This is a genomic window from Tersicoccus sp. Bi-70 (assembly GCF_001968825.1).
GTDB lineage: Bacteria > Actinomycetota > Actinomycetes > Actinomycetales > Micrococcaceae > Tersicoccus.
On sequence record NZ_MIEU01000018.1, the window covers coordinates 39,540 to 59,534 of the forward strand.

General features: G+C 70.2%; 18 protein-coding genes, 1 tRNA gene and 1 pseudogene. 9 read left to right on the top strand and 11 right to left on the bottom strand.

The genetic code is table 11. The features are described 5' to 3' along the window. Positions 1-117: 117 nt before the first annotated feature. Positions 118-390 carry a hypothetical protein gene (locus BGP79_RS15530; RefSeq protein WP_369800244.1) on the top strand — a complete coding sequence of 91 codons (273 nt, stop codon included), beginning with the start codon at positions 118-120 and terminating at the stop codon, positions 388-390. A gap of 165 nt (positions 391-555) precedes the next feature. Here the strand turns inward: BGP79_RS15530 and BGP79_RS15535 are convergent, their stop codons facing one another. The 6 genes from BGP79_RS15535 to BGP79_RS15560 form a co-directional block, all read right to left on the bottom strand. Next, complete coding sequence (locus BGP79_RS15535) at positions 556-1,686, bottom strand: FAD-binding oxidoreductase (RefSeq protein ID WP_198928496.1); 1,131 nt, start codon at positions 1,684-1,686, stop codon at positions 556-558. Between the two features lie 141 nt (positions 1,687-1,827). After that, complete coding sequence (locus BGP79_RS15540) at positions 1,828-2,130, bottom strand: putative quinol monooxygenase (RefSeq protein ID WP_076697299.1); 303 nt, start codon at positions 2,128-2,130, stop codon at positions 1,828-1,830. Further along, positions 2,127-2,696, bottom strand: coding sequence for a type 1 glutamine amidotransferase domain-containing protein (locus BGP79_RS15545; RefSeq protein ID WP_076697301.1), 570 nt, complete (start codon positions 2,694-2,696; stop codon positions 2,127-2,129). Before BGP79_RS15545 ends, BGP79_RS15540 begins: the two co-directional genes overlap by 4 nt. A 1-nt stretch (position 2,697) precedes the next feature. After that, positions 2,698-3,864 carry a glutathione-independent formaldehyde dehydrogenase gene (locus BGP79_RS15550; RefSeq protein WP_076697304.1) on the bottom strand — a complete coding sequence of 389 codons (1,167 nt, stop codon included), beginning with the start codon at positions 3,862-3,864 and terminating at the stop codon, positions 2,698-2,700. Positions 3,865-4,408: 544 nt separating this feature from the next. Further along, positions 4,409-4,741 (bottom strand): hypothetical protein, encoded by a 333-nt coding sequence (locus BGP79_RS15555; RefSeq protein ID WP_076697306.1) that lies wholly within the window; start codon positions 4,739-4,741, stop codon positions 4,409-4,411. A 40-nt stretch (positions 4,742-4,781) separates the two neighbouring features. Then, positions 4,782-5,117 carry a hypothetical protein gene (locus BGP79_RS15560; protein ID WP_076697309.1) on the bottom strand — a complete coding sequence of 112 codons (336 nt, stop codon included), beginning with the start codon at positions 5,115-5,117 and terminating at the stop codon, positions 4,782-4,784. A gap of 112 nt (positions 5,118-5,229) precedes the next feature. Between BGP79_RS15560 and BGP79_RS15565 the strand changes: the two are divergent. The 6 genes and pseudogenes from BGP79_RS15565 to BGP79_RS15590 all read left to right on the top strand — a co-directional run. After that, positions 5,230-5,739 (top strand): annotated as a pseudogene (locus tag BGP79_RS15565) (LuxR C-terminal-related transcriptional regulator); the annotation flags it as partial. Positions 5,740-6,156: 417 nt separating this feature from the next. Beyond that, positions 6,157-6,738 (top strand): recombinase family protein, encoded by a 582-nt coding sequence (locus BGP79_RS15570; protein ID WP_076697311.1) that lies wholly within the window; start codon positions 6,157-6,159, stop codon positions 6,736-6,738. Positions 6,739-7,054: 316 nt separating this feature from the next. Continuing rightward, on the top strand, positions 7,055-7,537 hold the full coding sequence (locus BGP79_RS15575) for a flagellar protein FlgN (protein WP_076697314.1): 483 nt from the start codon (positions 7,055-7,057) through the stop codon (positions 7,535-7,537). 16 nt (positions 7,538-7,553) lie between these two features. Continuing rightward, complete coding sequence (gene flgK, locus BGP79_RS15580; protein WP_076697317.1) at positions 7,554-8,984, top strand: flagellar hook-associated protein FlgK; 1,431 nt, start codon at positions 7,554-7,556, stop codon at positions 8,982-8,984. After that, entirely contained in the window at positions 8,981-9,865 is an 885-nt protein-coding gene (locus BGP79_RS15585) for a flagellin (RefSeq protein WP_076697319.1), read from the top strand. Before flgK ends, BGP79_RS15585 begins: the two co-directional genes overlap by 4 nt. Positions 9,866-9,896: 31 nt before the next feature. Next, on the top strand, positions 9,897-10,265 hold the full coding sequence (locus tag BGP79_RS15590; protein WP_076697322.1) for a flagellar assembly protein FliW: 369 nt from the start codon (positions 9,897-9,899) through the stop codon (positions 10,263-10,265). Between the two features lie 37 nt (positions 10,266-10,302). Here BGP79_RS15590 and BGP79_RS15595 read toward each other — a convergent pair whose 3' ends face one another. From BGP79_RS15595 to BGP79_RS15610, 4 genes are all read right to left on the bottom strand, one after another. After that, positions 10,303-10,764, bottom strand: coding sequence for a hypothetical protein (locus tag BGP79_RS15595; protein ID WP_076697324.1), 462 nt, complete (start codon positions 10,762-10,764; stop codon positions 10,303-10,305). A 2-nt stretch (positions 10,765-10,766) separates the two neighbouring features. Continuing rightward, positions 10,767-11,015, bottom strand: a complete 249-nt coding sequence (locus BGP79_RS15600; RefSeq protein ID WP_076697327.1) for a YbdD/YjiX family protein — start codon at positions 11,013-11,015, stop codon at positions 10,767-10,769. After that, complete coding sequence (locus tag BGP79_RS15605) at positions 11,015-13,366, bottom strand: carbon starvation CstA family protein (protein ID WP_083702024.1); 2,352 nt, start codon at positions 13,364-13,366, stop codon at positions 11,015-11,017. The genes BGP79_RS15600 and BGP79_RS15605 overlap by 1 nt, the downstream gene beginning before the upstream one ends. A gap of 152 nt (positions 13,367-13,518) precedes the next feature. Then, complete coding sequence (locus BGP79_RS15610) at positions 13,519-14,496, bottom strand: NAD(P)H-quinone oxidoreductase (RefSeq protein ID WP_076697554.1); 978 nt, start codon at positions 14,494-14,496, stop codon at positions 13,519-13,521. 73 nt (positions 14,497-14,569) lie between these two features. On the opposite strand from BGP79_RS15610, the gene BGP79_RS15615 reads away from it, so the two are divergent. Beyond that, positions 14,570-14,657, top strand: a tRNA-Ser gene (locus tag BGP79_RS15615). Between the two features lie 41 nt (positions 14,658-14,698). On the opposite strand, the gene BGP79_RS15620 is transcribed toward BGP79_RS15615, so the two are convergent. Beyond that, complete coding sequence (locus BGP79_RS15620) at positions 14,699-14,953, bottom strand: hypothetical protein (protein ID WP_076697329.1); 255 nt, start codon at positions 14,951-14,953, stop codon at positions 14,699-14,701. A 239-nt stretch (positions 14,954-15,192) separates the two neighbouring features. Between BGP79_RS15620 and BGP79_RS15625 the strand changes: the two genes are divergently transcribed. After that, entirely contained in the window at positions 15,193-19,833 is a 4,641-nt protein-coding gene (locus tag BGP79_RS15625; protein ID WP_083702025.1) for an ExeM/NucH family extracellular endonuclease, read from the top strand. Positions 19,834-19,995: the final 162 nt, after the last annotated feature.

Below are 19,995 nucleotides of genomic sequence, written 5' to 3' on the forward strand. Positions count from 1 at the left end.
TCCAGCGGACAAACTTCGTACCGGCTGAGCGACGCACGGGTGTGGGCGAGGGAAAAGCTCCAGGAAGTCTGGAGCACGTCGCGGAACCGTTCCTAGCGTCGTACCGACGATTGAAGTGTGGGTGGTCGTTGTTCGACCGCCGCTGCGAGGAACCCTAACCAGGACGAATCCCTGCTCGATGCGGGCAACACGGCCGTCGCCGCGGAGCTGGACACGCGCGTTATCGCGGTGGCCGATCACGTGATCGATCTTGAACCCGGCGCGGGCGACGCCAGCGGGACCGTGGTTGCAGCTGGTACGCCCGCCCACGTCGCGGACAAGGGCGTCGGTGCTTCCGCGGGCTACCTCACCGCCGCACTGCAGGCAGCCAACACCGCGGCCCCAATGTGACGAGCGTGCCGCTGTGCGATGTGAGAATCGGACCGCGGCACGCTCGACGAGGTCGTGGTCTCAGGCGGGGAGCTTAGAGGCCAGGACGTCCAATTTCTCGATCGTAGGCTCGCTGAACAGTTTGCCGGCCAGAATCGCGGGTCCCCCGCGATTGGGAGACACGCCCTAGCTCTGGGCCTCGCCGAGGCGCGCTTCGGGCGTGAGCTCGGTGCGGAGACCGCCGCCGGTCGCAGCCTGGGCAAGAGCGCGACCCAGCGCAGGTGCCTGCTTGAACAAATTGTGACCAGCCAAAAAAAGGACAGAGCCTGCCTCCCACACGGCCACGCCGTCCTCACTCCACGGGAGGTCGGTCACCCAGCAGTGAAGGAAGTCGCGCGGCTCTGGGTGGAGACCGGGCAGCGCCCGTGTCACGTATTCGCGTGCGCGTCCGTCCAGCGATCGAATCGCCGCCGGGTCGATGAAAGTTCCGTCGTCGCGGACGCCGACGGTGTCGCTGAGTCCGACCGAATAGCTGCTGTTACCCGGTAGCGGCGTCGCGTAGACGCCGACCTCGCCGAAGACGCCGCTACTGTCCTGCAGGCACGCGACTCGTGCCGGGGCGGCGGCTATCACGTCGAAGGTCAGCCGGACGTGTGCGGCAAGGCGAACCGGCAGCGACAGGCCGACGCTGCGTGCCAGACGGGCGGTTTCGCGGCCGGCGCAAACGACCACCTTGGAGTAGACAGCCCGGTCGGTGACGCTGCGCACCTCGACCGTCCCGTCGGCGCGGGGATCGATGGAGATGACCTCACCGGTGGTGACCGCATCTGCGAGGGCACCCGTGAGTGCCGTGATTGCGGCGCGGGTGCGGATCGCGCCGCCCGACTCGTCGAGCACCGCTGGCCCCGAATACCCAGCGAGCAGCGGCATCCGCTGGGCGACCTCGGCCGCGTCGATCTCGTGCGCTTCCACGCCGCCGACCTGGTCGAGCACCCGCAGCCGCGCCAGGGCGCTGTCTCCGATCGCCAGGACACCGTCTGATGAGACCAGCTCGACGTCGAAGTGTTCGGCCCACTCATCCCACACCCTACGGCTTTCGCGCGCGAAAGCGACGAGTCGCGGGTCGTCGTGAGCGTGCCGGAAGATCCGCGACTCGCCTGCGGACTGACCCGCCCCGGGCAGACCAGCCTCATACAAGCGCACCGGCACGCCCTGCTCCCGCAGCGCGTACGCCGTCGACAGACCGACGATCCCGCCCCCGATCACTGCTACCTCGGGGGCACGCGTCGTGGCAACGCCGTCGTCAGTTCCTGTCATCGCGGTTCCCCGATCTGTTGGTGATTAGCGATAGGGCGCAAAAAAAGGGACCGCTGCCACGACGTCAGCGGGCTGTGTAAGCCCGAAGTCACCGCGCGCAGCGACCCCTCCTTTCTGTGCCAGTACTCCCGGTCTGTGGTCTCAGGCGGGGAGCTTCGAGGCCAGGACGTCCAACTTCTCGATCGTCGGCTCGCTGAACAGTTTGCCGGTCTGCTCGCCGAGAGCGGTCGCAACCGCGCCAGACAGGTGCGCGTCGCGGCCGGCGTCATCGGGGAACACGTCGAAGATCCCGAAGGAGGACGGGCCGAGACGGATCGCGAACCACGCGACGGTGGCCGGTTCCTCCTCGACGAGTCCTCGCCCGATGCCGAGGAATTCCTGGACCTCGTCTTCCTTGCCGGGCAGGGCCTCCAGCCTGACAAGCAGTCCCTTCGTCACGCTCATGGCATCACCTCTTCCTGGGTCGAATTGCTCGCAAATTTCACCACGACCGTATCGCAGAACGCAGGCAGGTCATCGGGCGAGCGGCTGGTGATCAGATTCCCGTCCACCACGACGTCCTGGTCGACGACGTCAGCACCGGCATTCCGCAGGTCAGTGCGGATGCTCGGGAAGGACGTCAAGGTGCGACCTCCGACAACACCTGCCTCGATCAGCGTCCACGGCCCGTGACAGATCGCCGCAACGGGCTTGCCGCTCTCGACGAACTCGCGGACGAAGGAGACGGCGTCGGGGTCAACCCGGAGCTGGTCGGGGTTCACCGTGCCGCCCGGGAGAAGCAGGGCGTCGTAGTCGCCCGCCGAGGCGTCGGCGACCAACCCGTCGACGGTGAACGTGCCTGCTGCATCCAGATCGTTCTCACGGGCCTGAATCTCACCGTCATGGATCGAGAGGACCTCGGTCTGTGCACCGGCCTGCTCCAGCGCCTCACGGGGCTTCTCGAGCTCGACTCGCTCGACCCCGTCGGCGGCGAGGATGGCGACTCTCTTGCCCTGCAGCGTCTCGGCCATATCAGTTCGCCTTCTTTCCGTTCGACATCCCGGGCTTGATGAGGACCTTGGTCCAGCCTTTGGACCGGGCGTCGAAGTTCTTGTAGGCATCGGCGGCTTGGTCCAGCGAGATTTCGTGGGAGACGATCCAGGAAGGGGTCGCCTTGCCGGCCGCGATCAAGTCTCGCAGCCGGCGGTTGTACCGCTTGATCGGGGCTTGACCGTTTCCCATGGTCTGCCCCTTGAGCCAATGTGTGCCGAAGTCGATGGCTGCCTTGCCCTGCTTGGCCAATTCGTCCTTGGCCCCCGGGTCCTGGGGGATGAACACGCCAACGGTGCCGATTCCTCCGGTGAAGCGGACCGAGTTGATGAGCATGTTCAGCGTGGCGGCGGTGTCCTCGTTGCCCTGGGGATCGTGGGCCTGGTAGCCCACGCATTCGCAACCACGGTCAGCTCCGAGCCCCATCGTCTCGTCCAGCACAGCCTGCACGGGGTCGACCTTGGAGTCGTCGATGGCAATCGCACCGATCTGCTCGGCCAGCGCGAGCCGGTCAGGGTGGCGATCGACCACCATCACCTTTGCTGCGCCCTTGATCATCGCGGACAGGGCGGCCATCAATCCGACCGGACCCGCCCCAGCGATCACAACGCTGTCGCCGGGTATCACGCCGGCCATCTCGGTGGCGTGGTAGCCGGTAGGGAAGATGTCAGAGAGCATGACGTAGTCGTTCTCCTTCTCCTCCGCATCCTCGCCCAAACGCAGCGCGTTGTGGTCACCGAAAGGCACGCGGAGCAGCTCCGCTTGGCCACCGCCATAGGGACCCATGTCGGCGAACCCATAGGCCGCTCCGGCGAATGATGGTTCGGGCTGGGTGGTGAGGCAGTAGTTGGTCAGGCCGCGTTCGCAGTTCTTACAGAATCCGCACGAGATGTTGAACGGGAGCACAACCCGGTCTCCGACCCTGACCTTCTCCACGCCACTACCGACTTCGATGACCTCCCCCATGTTCTCGTGACCGAACGTCCGGCCTACTTCGAAGGAGGTCCGCCCCTCGTACATGTGGAGGTCCGAGCCGCAGATGTTCGTCGTCGTTACCCTGACCAGGACATCGGTGGGTCGCTCGATCTTCGCGTCCGGGACCTCCTTCGTGCTGACCTGACGGGGTCCCTCGTACACTACTGCTTTCATGTCTAATCCGATCCGATTGTGTTGCTCGATGTGTTTCTGGCAAGGGCTCTCCGATGCCGGCCCCATCACTACACAGCGAACGCCCCCAGGAACCACGAGTCAAGGGGCTCGCCTTGAGTTGATGGGTAGCGATCGAGCCGGTAGGGTGTCCGCTGCTCGATCCCAGGGCATACGCTCTGTACACGCTTGCGGTGGTCGCACCATTCGTCCTTGTGCTCGTTATCATCGTGACGTTGACAGCGGTTCTGATGATGAGCCGGTACCGCAAAGGGGTAAGCGTCACGACCGCGGTCGTCAGCGCGGCCCTGTGCCAACCAACGCGGCTGTGCGAATCAGCGGCGAGTTGCGCGCCGCTTGCGCTGGCCTGGCAGGAAGCCCGAGCGCCAGTGAAACAATGACTCCGAGGGCGCAGACGATGGCGATGATCGGGGTACTCATACGGCCGATCGTCCCGTGGATAGCGCGTCGTGGGTAGCGGAACGATGCGCCGACTTCTTCGGCGATCACGAGGCGGCTCCGCCGTAGACGATCGTTTGCGGCAGGGCTACCAGACGTCGGTCGGGTCCGAGATTCGCTGGCATGCGCCCTGCCATATCCAGCACCGCAGCTCGTCGCCGTCGATCGTCACCTGGACGCCCACGGCGTCGGCCGTCCATCGCTTCACACGGACGACGCACCGCACGTTCGTATCCCCGAACTGGAGCCAGGCGTGACCCCATATCGTCACCTGCTCGGGAACGATCGTGAGGGGCTGCGCGTGTAGTCGCAGCTGGAGCGAGTCGAGGGTGCGCAGCGGTCCACGCTTGCGCGCCGCGCGTAGCTCCCGCTCTTCACCCCTCTGCGCAGGCAGGTGGGGGTAGCGCTTGTTCGTTCTCACGGGTTCATCGTCGCGGGAACATCGGACGCTGCCGGGTGGTCTACTCGGCGTTGTCCTTCGGTTTGCCAGGTCGGGGCCAGGGCCAGGCGTCGACGACGGCCCACAGCTCGGACGCCGAGCGCGACACAACCGTGTGCGGCCGGCCTTCGGCCACCACGGCGTCGAGGAACCATGAGGCCTCGCGCAGCGCGTCGGTGTAGCCGGAATGGCCGCGGGCGACTGCTCCCATGATCGCGGCGATCTTCTGGGCCTGGCGCACGGTGATCTGCACCGGGAGGTCGTCGCCCTCGTGAGCCCCATTGTCCGTGCGCTGGAACGCCTCGGCTACTTTCAGTTCGTACTCCGGGGCGGCTGGGCCGATCAGGTCATCACTCATCGGTGCTCCTTCGTTCTACGGTGGCGCCCACTACCGTCTGGCTGAAAGTGCCGGCAGGGGCTTCGAGGATCGCGTCTACGGCCCCGGGGATGATTCTCGGGGACATGGCTCGGAAGCGGTCGCCCTCGCCGCGACCCTGAACCCCGACCTCGTCCTTATGGACCTGCAGTTCGGCCAGGGGCGCACAGGCGCGGACGCCACCCGGCAGATCCGAGCAGAGGACGCCACACCCTACGTCCTCGTCCTCACCAACTACGACAGCGACGGTGACATCCTCAGCGCCGTCGAAGCGGGCGCCAGCGGATACCTCCTCAAAGACGCACCACCAGACGAACTCCTCACCGCAGTACGCGCCGCCGCCGCTGGCGAAAGCGCCCTCGCACCCGCGGTGGCTGGCCGCCTCATGGCGCGCATGCGTGCTCCACAAGTCAGCCTGTCCGCCCGCGAGATCGAGGTCCTCCGACTCGTCGCCGAAGGCGCGTCAAACATCGACGTGGCAGCACAACTCCACATCAGCGACGCCACCGTCAAGTCACACCTCGCGCACGTGTTCTCCAGACTCGGCGTGAACTCGCGCACCGCAGCAGTATCCGAAGCCAGAACCCTCGGCGTCCTCCGCTAGCCCCGCCCGCGGCGGCTGTGAACTTCGCTCGCCAGCCGCATCGCCGCGAAGCCCACCAACGTCCTTCTCACGCGTGACGCAGAGGTCACCTAGCGAGAAGCACGCCCAGGTCAGCTATACAGCTCGATATCTGACGAACACCGAGAGGCGCCCCGTCAGGGCATCCCCCCCCCGGAGCACCAGAGGCGCGAGCATCGGACCGTGATCACGGCGACCACGACCGCGACCGACCCCACACGACCTGGTGCCCCCTCCCGTGCCCCTCGGGTCGCGCTGGTCTTGGCGTCGGTGACGCACTGCAGACAGACGACACGACGCGAAGGCAAGGACGCCACCGAGCGAAGCTGCTCACAGATTCCCGTAAGACTGTCCCGCAAAAATGCCCGGTGGAGGTGCCCTAAACGCTACAGTCGTCGCATGCTTGTCGGATACGCCCGCGTCTCAGCCTCTGGGCAGGACCTCGCCGCGCAGCGGGACGGCCTCCACTCGCTCGGCGTCGATCCCGAGAACGTGCACGTCGACCACGGCATGACCGGAACGAACCGTGAACGCCCGGGGCTCCGCGAAGCGCTTGCCGCGGTCCGCAAAGGTGACGTCCTGGTCGTCACCAAGCTCGATCGCCTTGCAAGATCACTCCCCGACGCTCGTGATATCGCCGACGAGCTGACGCGCAAGGGCGTGACGTTGATCCTCGGAGGTTCCGTCTACAACCCAACCGATCCCGTTGGGCGACTGCTGTTCAACGTCCTCGGGATGGTCGCGGAGTTCGAAACCGACCTCATCCGTGCCCGCACGCGCGAGGGGATGGCGATCGCTAAGGCCGCGGGCAAGCTCCGCGGAAAGAAGCCCAAGCTCTCCGTCTCACAGGAGAAGCACCTGGTCGCGCTGCACCGTGCCGGCACGCACACCACGAGCGAAATCGCCGAGCTCTTCGGTGTCGCCCGCTCAACCGTGTACCGAGCGATCCAGCGCGGCGGAGCGAACCCACCCGCCGCCTGACGACACCGAGCGAAGCGAAAAGGACGACACCGAGCGAAGCTGCTCACAACCGCGTGGCGACTGGACGAGCGGGCGCACGATAGGCCCGCCCGATGATGTGCACGGTGAGGGGGCGCCTTCGGCAATACCGGGCTCACTCTTCAGGTCCTCACCGGGCCCGGAACCGACTGCCGCCGGCCTTACCGCACGGCCCACCACGCCGATAGTGATGGGTACCGGAGCCGAAGACGGCGACGGCCCCACCCTGCCGGTGGACCGCACGCGGGACGTTCCCGCGGACGCCCCCGGATGCGATGAACGAAGGAGACGCCCGGGCATGTCGTTCACCGACCTGTCGGCGCAGCTGTGGCGGGAACGCGAGCTGCTGGACACGCTGACCTTCCGCCTGGAGGTGGAACAGCTGCTGCTGACCGCCGGACGGACCCGGCGCCTGCCCCAGGCCACCGCCGAGGTGGAGCAGGTCGTCGACCAGCTCGCCGTCGCAGGACTGGAACGAACCGTGATCGTGGCCGCACTGGCCGCCGAGTGGGGCGCTCCCCTGGAATCCACGCTGCGGGAACTGGCCGAGGTCGCGCCCGACGGCGCCTGGCAGGACATCCTCGTCTCCCACCTGTCCGCCATGGTCGAGCAGACCGCCGCGATCCGGTCGCTGCGCGACGCCAACGAGCAGTTCCTGCGCGCCGCGTCCCGGGCCACCGAGGAGACGATGGCCACCATCGCGCCGTCCTCCCGGACCTACGACTCGACCGGTTCCGCGGCGCCGTCGTCGCTGTCCCGGTTCCTCGACCAGACCCTCTGACCGCCGGGGAGGTACCATGAGCAGCTTCGCGGGACTCCAGCTCGCCCAGCGCGGCCTGAACGCCGCCCAGCAGGCGATGCTGGTCACGGGCCAGAACATCATCAACGTCGCGACGCCCGGGTACACCCGGCAGCGGGTGGAGCAGGCCTCCCTCGCGCCGGCCACCGCCACCTTCGGCAGCACCGGCTCCCCCGTGGGCGCCGGCGTCACCGTGACCGGCATCAGCCGGCTCGGCGACGTCCTGCTCGACACCGGCGTGCGCACCAGCGCCGCCGCCGCCGGGTACGCCGATGTCCGCGCGGCCGCGTACACCTCCCTCGAGGACGCCTGGGGCGAGCCCGGACCCACCGCCCTCTCGCAGAAGCTGACCGCGTTCTGGTCCGCGTGGGACGTCCTGGCGACCAACACGGACGAGCCCGGGGCCGGAGTCGCCGTGCTCCAGGCCGGACGGGACGTCGCCGCCGGCCTGGAGACCGCGCGCACGGCCGTCACCACCCAGTGGTCCGACCGCCGGGCCGGTGTGGACTCCCAGGTCGCCCAGGTCAACGCGACCGCGTCCCGGCTCGCCGACCTCAACCGGGCGATCAGCACGGCCACCGGTGCCGGTGGGGCCGCCAACGAACTGATCGACGAGCGGGCCCGGCTGGCCGAGGAGCTCGCGTCGAGCGCGGGGGCGACCGCGCGGGTCGAGGCCGACGGCGGCATGACCGTCCGCCTGAACGGGACCTGGCTGGTCAGCGGCACGGCGGCGCGCACGCTGGTCGTCACCGGACCCGCCGACGCGGCCACCGGTATGGCCGGCCCCGCCGCCGTGGGCGTCGCCTGGCAGGACGCTCCCGGCACCCCGGTGCCCCTGACCGGAGGCCGCCTCGCCGGCACCCTGAGCGTGCTCGCCCCCGCCGACGGCAGCGGCACCGGCGGTGCGATCGCCCAGGCCGCGGCCGCCCTCGACGGCATCGCCACCGGACTGGCCGACGCCGTGAACACCGCCCACGCGGCGGGCACCACCCGCGCCGGCTCTCCGGCCGGCGCCTTCTTCGCTCTCGACCCCGGACGCCCCGCGGCCGCGGGACTGAGCGTCGTGCCCGCGGACCCGTCCGCGCTGGCGACGGCCGCGCCCGGTTCCGGTGCGCTGGACGGGTCGGCGGCCGCCGCCGTGGCCCGGGTGGGCACCGGCGCGGACTCCCCCGACCGCCGCTGGGCCGCCGCCGTCGCGACGCTCGGGACCGCTGCCCGCTCCGCGACCGGGCAGCAGACCATCACCGCCGCGGCCGCCGGCGCCGCGCGCGCCGCCCAGACCGCGTCGGGCTCCGTCAGCCTCGACGAGGAGAACGTCTCCCTGCTCGCCGCGCAGCACGCCTATCAGGCGGCGGCGCGAGTGCTGACGACCATCGACGACATGCTCGACATCCTGATCAACCGCACCGGTACCGTAGGACTGCGATGACCCTCCGCATCACCACCCAGACCATGGCCGCCTCCGCGACCCGGCAGCTCGCCGCCGCCCAGGCCAGGCTCGCCGACGCCCAGGACACGGCCACCTCCCTGCGCCGGATCACCCGTCCCTCCGACGATCCGGCCGGCGCCGCGCAGGCGATGCGGGTGCGGGCCGAGGTGGCCGCGAACGCCCAGTACGGACGCAACATCGACAACGGCACCGCGTGGCTGACCGGCGTCGACGCCGCTCTCGGGGACGCGACCCGGTTCCTCGACTCCGCCCGGGACGCGGTGCAGCAGGGCCTCAACGCCGCGCGTACCCCGGCCGACCGGATCGCCCTCGCCGACGTTATCGACGGGCTCCGGGCGGACCTGCTCGGCAGGGCGAACGCCACCTATCTCGGCCGGAGTCTTTTCGCCGGCACCTCGGACCAGCCCGCGTTCGTGGACGGCAATCCCCCGACCTTCACGGGCGTCGCCGGCGACGCGGTGCATCGGCGGTTCGGGGAGAACCAGAGCGTGCGGGTGGACGCCGACGGGGCCGCGATCTTCGGCACCGGCCCGACCTCGGTGTTCGCGACGCTCGACGCCATCTCCGCGGAACTGCGAGCCGGCGGCATCACGGCGTCCCGGCTGGACGACCTGGACTCCGCCCGCGCGACCCTGCGGACCGCACGGGCGGACGCCGGCGCCCGGCTGACCACCCTGGAGGCCGCGAAGGACGCCAACCAGGCGGCGAAGGTCGCCCTGGAATCGGACCGTGCCGCCCTCGAGGACGTCGACCTCGGCACCGCCGTCCTGGACCTGCAGGTGCAGCAGACCAGCTACCAGGCCGCGCTCGCCGTGACCGCCAAGACCCTGCAGCCGACCCTGATGGACTTCCTGCGATGACCTTTCCTGCGATGACGACGGACGAAGGACGATGAGCGCGCTCACCCTCACGGAGCCGATGCCGGGCCTGGACCCCTGGACCGACTACACGCTCGAGGCGGTGACCGGGGCGCCGGGCCTGTTCAGCCTGCGGCCCGCGGAGAACGCCGACCTGCGCCTCTTCCTGCTGGACGCGTCCGTCTACGTGCCGCAGTACGCACCGGACCTGACCGACGCCGCCGAGGGCCTCGGTCTGGCCTCCGGCGAGGCTGCTCGCGTGCTCGTCGTCGCCACGCCCGGGGCGGACCGGACCACCGTCAACCTGCTCGCCCCCGTCGTCGTCAACGAGCGGACGGGCACGGGCGCACAGGTGATCCTCAACGACCAGGACTATCCGCTGCAGGCGCCGCTCGCCCGCTGAGGCGGCCCGATCGTCCGTTGCGACCGGGCCGGGCCGCTCACTCGAGCCGACCGGGACCGGCCGCGACCGCCTCCTCGGCCGCCTGCACGAACTCGACGACGTTCGCCGCCCGCCGATGCACGGCATCGATGCTGCCCGCCCCGAGCCGGACCATGGCCGCCGCCTCGGCGGTGGCGGCCAGCGCGTTCCCACTGCGGGTCAGCGCCCGGTGCACGTCGGAGATCCAGCCGTGCGCCGACGCCGGGATGTCGCTGCCCTCGCTCGGGGCAGCCGTGTGGGCGGCCTCGCACACGGCGCGGATCCGGGGCAGCAGATCCGCGAGCTCGTCGCCGGCCAGGATGAGGGCGTTGGCGGTGCTGGTGTCGGCCACCTCCTCGATGACCTGGTGATACCGGTCGAGGCCACGCCGGAACCGGTCGTGGGCGCGGCGCCAGACGCCGCGACCGAGCCGGGCGTCGTCGCGACGGGCGGCGCGTGCCCCGGAGAAGAAACCGGCCATGGTCAGCAGCAGCGCCCCTGCGGGTTCTTCTCCTGCCAGTCGGTGCGCGCTCGCCAGTACTCCCGTTCACTCATCACCGTCTCACCGGGATGGGTGGCACCGCGGTGCGCCACGTAGGCGTCGTACGCGTCCTCGCCCAGCACGCCGCGGACGTACCAGCGCAGAGTCGCCCACCAGCCGCGCGGCCGGCGGGCGGACCCCACGGGCCCGCCCGTGGCAGCGCCGCCGGCGCCGGTGGACGACCCGGCCATCAGTGCCCCACTCGCTTCGGCTGCGCCTCCGCCGGCACCGAGGCCCACCGCTGCTCCAGCGCCTTCTCCGCGGGCGTCGTGATGAACCCGGCCGGCGCGTAGATGCGGGAGGCGACCGGCTCGTCCTCGGTGTTCGGGCCACCGCGGTGCCGCAGCGCCCGCACCGTCGTCACGATCGCGGCGAGGATCACGATGATGGAGAGGGTCACGAAGATGATCGACAGCGTGCCCTGGATGAAGGTGTTGCGGACGACGGCCTCCATCGCCTCGGTCGTCTTCGCGGTGCCGAAGCTCGTCTTCCCGGCGGCCAGCGCGTCGCGGAACGCGGCGTGCTGCGCCCAGTAGCCCACCGCGGGTACCGGGGAGAAGATCTTGAACATCGACGCGGTGATCGTCACGACGGCGGCGAAGGTCAGGGGCACGACCACGACCCACAGTTTCCCGACGACGCCGCGCCGGGCGATGATCGCCATGCACACCGCCAGGGCGATCGCGGCGAGCAGCTGGTTGGCGATGCCGAACAGCGGGAACAGGGTGTTGATGCCGCCGAGCGGGTCGGTGACGCCCATGATCAGGATGGCGCCCCAGGCGGCGACCATGACCGCCGTCGCGATCCACGAGCCCACGGTCCAGGAGGCGTCCCGGAACCGCGGGATCACGTTGCCCAGGGAGTCCTGCAGCATGAACCGGGCCACCCGGGTGCCGGCGTCGACCGCCGTGAGGATGAACAGCGCCTCGAACATGATGGCGAAGTGGTACCAGAAGCTCATCATCCCGCCGCCGCCGAACCACTGCTGCATGATGTGGGCCATGCCGACCGCCAGGGTCGGGGCGCCGCCGGTGCGGGAGATGATGCTCTGCTCGCCGACGTCACTGGCGGTCTGCGTGAGCATGTCCGGGGTGAGGTGGACGTTCTGCAGGCCGAGGCTGTTGACGAACGCCACGGCACCCTCGACGGTGCCCTGGGTCGCGGCCGGCGAGGAGTTCATCGCGAAGTAGATGCCGCGGTCGATGGAGATCGCGGCGACCAGCGCCATGATCGCCACGAAGGACTCCATCAGCATGCCGCCGTAGCCGATGAGACGGGTCTGGCGCTCCTTCTCGATCAGCTTCGGCGTCGTGCCGGAGGCGATCAGGGCGTGGAACCCGGAGAGCGCCCCGCAGGCGATCGTGACGAAGAGGAACGGGAACAGGGAGCCCGGCACCACGGGCCCGTTCTCCTTGCTCGCGAACTCGCTGAACGCCGGGACCGTGATCTCGGGCCGGACGACGATGATCGCGATGGCCAGCAGCGCGATGGTGCCGATCTTCATGAAGGTCGAGAGGTAGTCGCGCGGGGCGAGCAGCAGCCACACGGGCAGCACGGCCGCGATGAAGCCGTAGATGATGATCATCCAGGCCAGCGTCACCTTGTCCAGGTGGAAGAGGGCGTTGCCCCACTCGCTCGCGCCGACCCAGCGGCCGGCGACGATCGCGAGGATGAGCAGGACGAAGCCGATGATCGAGACCTCGGTGACCCGGCCGGGCCGCAGGTAGCGCAGATAGACGCCCATGAAGAGGGCGATCGGGATGGTCATGCCGACGGAGAAGACGCCCCACGTGCTCTCGCCGAGGGCGTTGACGACGACGAGGGCGAGGATCGCCACGATGATGACCATGATGACGAGCGTCGCCACCTGGGCGGCGATGCCGCCGACCACACCGAGCTCATCCCGGGCCATCTGACCGAGGGACCGGCCGCCGCGGCGCATGGAGAAGAAGAGGACCAGGTAGTCCTGCACGGCGCCGGCGAGGACGACGCCGACGACGATCCAGATGGTGCCGGGCAGGTAGCCCATCTGCGCGGCCAGGACGGGCCCGACGAGCGGGCCGGCGCCGGCGATCGCAGCGAAGTGGTGGCCGTAGAGCACCCGGCGGTCCGTCGGCATGTAGTCACGGCCGTTGGCCTTGTACTCGGCCGGGGTGGCCCGCCGGTCGTCCGGCCTCGTGAGCCAGCGCTCGATGTACCGGGAGTAGAAGCGGTAGGCGATCAGGTACGTCGCCACGGCGGCGAACACGAACCAGATCGCGTTGACCGTCTCGCCGCGCACGAGGGCGAGCATCACCCAGGCGACACCGCCGAGCAGGGCGATGGCCACCCACAGGGCGATCTTGGCCGGCGTCCACTTCCGGTGCTCGGCCTCCAGCACCTCGGCGTCGACCGCCGCGGGCGGCAGGTCGGCGTCGGCCTGCAGCGTGGCCGTCCGGCCCGCGGGGCTCGCGTCCAGCTGATGGTCGTCGCCGTGCGTGCCGAGGCCGTCGGCGCGTTCTCCCTCGTTGGGGCGGTCGGCGTCACTGCGGTGTGAACCCATGACCTTCTCCTCGGTGTCCTCGTGATGGTGTCGCGTGATGATGGGCGAGCGCGAGACGCCGCAGGCTGCCCGGCCTGCGGCGTCGCTCCTTCATCGAGGTTACCCCCGGCCGCCGACCGTACGTGGCGGCCGTCACGAGGACGAGGCCCGGATCAGGTGGTGAGCAGGACCTTGCCGATGTGGCTGCCCGAGTCGAAGTACTCGTGCGCGGCCGCGGCCTCGGCCAGCGGGAAGCGCCGGTCGATCAGCGGGCGCAGGCGCCCGGCCTCGATCAGGGGCCACACCTCGTCCCGGACGGCGGCGATGATCTGCGCCTTCTCCGGCCGGGGACGGGCGCGCAGGGTCGTGCCGATCACCGAGGCGCGCTTGCCCATCAGGCGTCCGATGTTCAGCTCGGCGCGACTGCCCTGCTGGGTGGCGATGATGACGAGTCGGCCGTTCGAGGCGATCGCCTGCAGGTTCCGGTCCAGGTACGCGCCGCCGACGACGTCGAGGATGACGTCGACGCCCTTCCCGTCGGTCAGCTCACCGATGCGCTCGACGAAGTCCTCGGTCGTGTAGTCGATCCCGGCGACGGCGCCGAGCTCCGTCGAGGCGTCGATCTTCTGCTGCGAGGACGCGGTCACGTAGACGTGCGCGCCCATCGCGGTGGCGAGCTGGATCGCCGTCGTGCCGATGCCGCCGGCGCCGCCGTGCACCAGCAGGGTCTCCCCGGGCTGCAGTCGTGCGTGCAGGGAGAGGTTGGCGTGGACGGTGGCGACGGTCTCGGGCAGGCCGGCCGCGTCGACGAGGTCGATCCCGGCGGGGACCGGCAGCACCTGACCGGCGGGCACGGCCACCTTCTCGGCGTAGCCACCGCCGGCGAGCAGCGCGCACACCTCGTCGCCGACCGCGAAGCCGTCCACGCCGTCGCCGATCGCGCTGATGGTCCCGGAGACCTCCAGGCCCGGCAGCTCGGACTCCCCGGGCGGGGGCGGGTAGTGGCCCTTGCGCTGGTTGACGTCGGCCCGGTTGATGCCGGCGGCGGCGACGTCGATGACGACGTCCCCCGGCGCGGGCTGCGGATCCGGCAGGTCGGTGAGGACGAGCGACTCGGGGCCGCCGAACGTGGGCAGGTGGATGGCCTTCATCTGCCCCATTGTGCCCGCTCCGGCGCTGCGGCTTTGTTGCCGCACAGGTGCCCGTGACAGACTGGCACGCCGAGGAAGGTTGTCCGAGCGGCCGATGGAGCTGGTCTTGAAAACCAGTGTGCGGTGACCCCGTACCGAGGGTTCGAATCCCTCACCTTCCGCTCATCGGGTCGGGCTCAGAGACCCGGCCCGGGTCAGGCGGTCAGCCCGACGACGTGATCAGCCCGACGACACCGGAGACGGTGACCGCGAATCCCATGGCCATCGCTCCGAAGATCCCCGGCACGAGCTGGCTACCGTCCAGGTCCTGGTCCCACATCCTCTGATTGGCGCGGAACCCCAGGCGCCTGTTGAGCGCGGCCATGACTCTCACGATCGGCACCCGGTGCCGGTACGTGACGACGGCCAGGAAGACCAGCAGCGGTCCGCCGACGACGCCCAGCCACGATAGCTCCACGATTCCCCCTTCTGCCGCCTCATCATCACCCGGACTCGCCGGGCGCGCCAGCGCCTCGTCCGGCCGAGCACCGTCCCTCGTCACCCAGCGGTCACCGGGGGCAATCTCCCGTTCACCCGGGCCTGATGTGATGGTCGCGGTCCGTTGTGTCGGAGGTCACCGGTAGCGTCCGGACACATCGCACCACCATCACTCGCCCCGGCCGTCTCATCCGCGGCCGGGCCCGGAACGGGAGACCCATGAGAAAGCCCACCCAGAGCCCACCAGCCCTCCGAAACCTCCGGCGGGGGGCGGTCGGCGCCGCCCTCGCCACCGCCCTGATCGCCTCTCCGCTGCTCGCCCTCCCCGCGTCCGCGGTGGACGCGCCCGCCGCGCCCGGCACGCCCGGCGTCGTGATCAGTGAGGCCTACACCAACGGCGGCAGCGCCAACGCCCCGTTCCGGAACAAGTTCGTCGAGCTGTACAACGGCGCGGACACCGCGGTCAGCGTGGACGGCTGGTCCGTCCAGTACCGCGCGGCCGGCAGCACCGCCGCCCCGACCGGCGTCATCCCGCTCAGCGGCAGCATCCCGGCGAAGGGCCACTACCTCGTCGCCACCTCCTCGAACGGCACCACGGGCGCCGCACTGCCCACCGCAGACGCCACCGGCGGCACCTCGTTCGCCGGCACCGCCGGCACCCTCGTCCTGGCCAACCAGGCGACCGCGGTCACCGGGCTGCCCACCGGCTCGGTCACGGGCGCCCAGCAGGTGCCCGGCGTCGTCGATCTCCTCGGCTACGGCACCTCGAACACCTTCGAGACGAAGGCGTCCGCCGCACCGGCCGCCAACACCGACCCGAAGTCCGTGACCCGCACCGGAACGGACACCGACGACAACAGCGCCGACTTCGCCCTGTCCGCCGACGTGACGCCGCAGAACACCGGGTCCTCGACCGGGAACCCGACGCCGAGCCCGACCGCATCGCCGACGGCCACCGCGTCGCCCACCGCGAGCCCGACCGCCACGGCGAGCCCCACGGCCACCGCCAGCCCCACCAGCAGCCCCACTGAGCCGGCCGAGGTCACCCCGATCGCGCAGATCCAGGGCACCGGCACCACGAGCGGGATGATCAACCAGACCGTCACCACGCGCGGCCGCGTCACCGCGGCCTACCCGACGGGCGGCTTCAACGGCTACTACATCCAGACCGCGGGCACCGGCGGTGACGTCGACCTCGCCACACACCGGGCCTCGGACGCGATCTTCGTGTACTCCCCCGCGACCGTCGGCGACGTCAAGGTCGGCGACTACGTCGAGGTCACCGGCACCGTCGGTGAGTACTTCGGGCTCACCCAGCTCTCCGTCCCGGCCGGCGGCCTCACCGCGCTGACCGAGGCCGCCCCCGAGGTCAAGGCCGCGGCCGTGGGCCTGCCGGCCGATGAGGCGCAGAAGGAAGCCCTCGAGGGCATGCTCATCGCCCCGACCGGCGACTTCACCGTCACGGACAACTTCAGCCTCAACCAGTACGGCGAGATCGGCCTGACCCCGGGGGCCACCCCGCTGCTGAACCCGACCGCGGCCGTCGCCCCCGGAGCTCCCGCGCAGGCCGCCGCCGCCGACAACGCGGCGACGACCGTCAAGCTGGACGACGGCGCGACGACGAACTTCCTCGGCGCCGCGGCGAGCAAGGCCATCCCGCTCCCCTACCTGACGCCGGAGAAGCCGATCCGGGTCGGGGCGAAGGCCACCTTCACCACCGACGTCGTCCTCGACTACCGGAACAGCGCCTGGAAGTTCCAGCCGCTGACCGCACTGACGGCCGGGAACGCCGCCACCGTGCAGCCGGCCACGTTCAGCAACACGCGGCAGGCCGCCCCGAAGAACGTCGGCGGCGGGGTCAAGATCGCGACCTTCAACGTGCTCAACTACTTCACCACCACGGGTGACACGCTCGCCGGATGCAAGCCGTACACCGACCGGGACGGCAACCCCGTCACCGTCAGCAGCGGCTGCGACGCCCGCGGCGCGTGGGACGCGGCGAACTTGAAGCGGCAGCAGGACAAGCACATCGCCGCCATCAACGGGCTGACGGCCGACGTCGTCGCACTCGAGGAGATCGAGAACTCGGCCAAGTTCGGCAAGGACCGCGACGACGCGCTGAAGAACCTCGTCGCCGCGCTCAACGCCGGCACCGGGGCGGACACCTGGGCCTTCGTGCCCTCGCCCGCCGCCGTGCCGCCGATCGCGGACGAGGACGTCATCCGGTCCGCCTTCATCTACAAGAAGGCCGTCGTGCAGCCGGTCGGCGACTCGGTCATGCTGATCGGCTCGGCCGCGTTCAGCAACGCCCGCGAGCCGCTCTCGCAGGTGTTCAAGCCGGTCGGCGCCCCGGATGCGAGCCGGTTCATGGTGATCGGCAACCACTTCAAGTCCAAGGGCGCCTCGGGTGCCACCGGGGCGGACGTCGACTCCGGCGACGGTCAGGGGGCGTACAACGCCGCCCGCACGAAGCAGGCCGACGCGCTGCTCGCCTTCGCGGACGCGCGGAAGAAGGACACCGGTGTCGACAAGCTGTTCCTCGTCGGCGACTTCAACTCCTACGCCCGGGAGGACCCGGTGCAGCACATCCTCGGCGCGGGTTACGTGAGCCAGGAGGCGAAGACCGGCAAGCACACCTACGCGTTCGGCGGGGCCGTCGGCTCCCTCGACCACGTGTTCGCCTCCCCGACGGCCGACGCCACGGTGACCGGCGCCGACGTGTGGGACATCAACGCGGACGAGTCGGTGGCCCTGGAGTACAGCCGGTGGAACTACAACGCGACGAACTTCTACCGGCCCGACGCCTTCCGGTCCAGCGACCACGACCCCATCGTCGTGGGCCTGAACCCGGCTCCGCCGGCGCCGGCCACCACCGACATCAACCTCCTGAACATCAACGACTTCCACGGACGGATCGACAGCAATACCGTCGCCTTCGCCGGCACCGTGGAACAGCTGAAGGCGGCCGCACCCGCGGGTCAGAGCGTGTTCCTCTCGGCCGGTGACAACATCGGGGCCTCCCTGTTCGCGTCCTCGCTGGCGCAGGACAAGCCGACCATCGACGTCCTGAACGCGCTCGGGCTGAAGACCTCCGCGGTCGGCAACCACGAGTTCGACCAGGGCTGGGCGGACCTGCGGGACCGGGTGCGCACGGCAGCGGACTTCACCTACCTCGGCGCCAACGTCTACGCCAAGGGCACGAAGAACCCGGTGCTGGACGAGTACCGGATCGTCGACGTCAAGGGCGTGAAGGTGGCCGTGATCGCCGCCGTCACGCAGGAGACGCCGAGCCTCGTGAGCCCGGGCGGCATCGCCGACCTCGACTTCGGGGACCCGGTCGAGGCGGTCAACCGCGTTGCCACCCGGCTGCACGAGCAGAAGCTCGCCGACGTCATCGTGGCCGAGTACCACGAGGGCGCGGGCGCCGGTACGCCGGAGAAGGCGACCCTCGAGCAGGAGATCGCCGCCGGCGGCGCCTTCGCGACGATCGTCACCGACACCAGCCCGTGGGTGAACGCCATCTTCACCGGCCACACGCACAAGCAGTACGCGTGGGACGGGCCCGTGCCCGGCCAGGCCGGGAAGACCCGCCCGATCCTGCAGACCGGCAGCTACGGGGAGAACATCGGCCAGATCGTGCTGACGTGGGATCCGGCCGCCTCCGCGGTCAGCAGGTACACCGTGCGGAACGTGCCGCGCACGACGACGCCGGCGGACCAGCTGGTGGCCACCTACCCGGCGGTTGCGAAGGTCAAGCAGATCACCGACGCCGCGCTGGCGAAGGCCACCGAGGTGGGCAGCCAGCCGGTCGGCAAGGTGACGGCGGACATCACCACCGCGTTCACCGGCGGAACCGCGACCAGCCCCGGCCAGCGTGACGACCGGGCCAACGAGTCGACCCTCGGCCACCTGGTCGCGGACGCCCTGCTGGATCGGCTCAAGGATCCGACGGTCGGTGGCGCGGAGATCAGCGTCGTCAATCCCGGCGGCCTGCGCAACGAGCTGTACTACGCGTCGGCCGACGGCAACCAGGACGGCACCATCACCTACGCCGAGGCCAACGCGGTGCTGCCGTTCGTCAACAACCTCTGGACCACGTCACTCACCGGCGCCCAGGTCAAGGAACTCCTCGAGCAGCAGTGGCAGCCGGCGGGCAACTCACGGCCGTTCCTGGCGCTGAGCGTCTCGAAGAACGTGGCGTTCACGGTGGACCCGGCCCAGCCGGCCGGCTCGCGCGTCACCTCGGTGCGGATCAACGGGGCGCCGCTCGATCCGGCCCGGTCCTACCGGGTGGGCACGTTCAGCTTCCTCGCGCAGGGCGGCGACAACTTCACCGCCTTCACGAAGGGCACGAACACCCGGGACTCGGGGCTGATCGACCGGGACGCCTGGATCGCCTACCTCAAGGCGAACAGCCCGCTCTCGCCGGACTTCGCCCGGCGCGGCGTCCAGGCCACCGGCCTGCCGATCGGGCCGGTGACGGCGGGTTCGTCCGTCAGCGTGGCGCTCTCCGCGTTGGACCTGACGTCGCTCGGCAGCCCCGCGAACACCGCCGTGACGGCCACCTTCACGGACGCGAAGGGCGCGTCGACGCCGCTCGGCACCACCCCGGTGACGGGCGGCTCCGCCACGGTCACGGTGACGGTCCCGGCGAAGGCGGCGGCCGGGGCGGGCACGCTCCGCCTGGTCACCGCGCCCACCTCGACGACGGTCGCGGTGCCGGTCACCGTCCAGGCGGCCACCCCGCCGCCCGGGCCGCAGTGCGTGCCGCCGACGCCGCCGACGTCGGGCGGGATCACGGCCTGGCTGAAGTACCTTGCCGATCTGATCCGCTACGGCATCTGCCGAGTCCGCGGCTGATTCGCGAAAGTCGCGGGGAAGCGCTGATCGCCGACACTGAGCGACGGCGCTGACGACGCCACAGGGGCATCCCGGTTCACGCCGGGGTGCCCCTGTGTCGTTCCAGGGTGGGCCGCGGCGTTCCAGGACGGTGCCGTGGCGTTCCGGGGCGGGGCCGTTCCG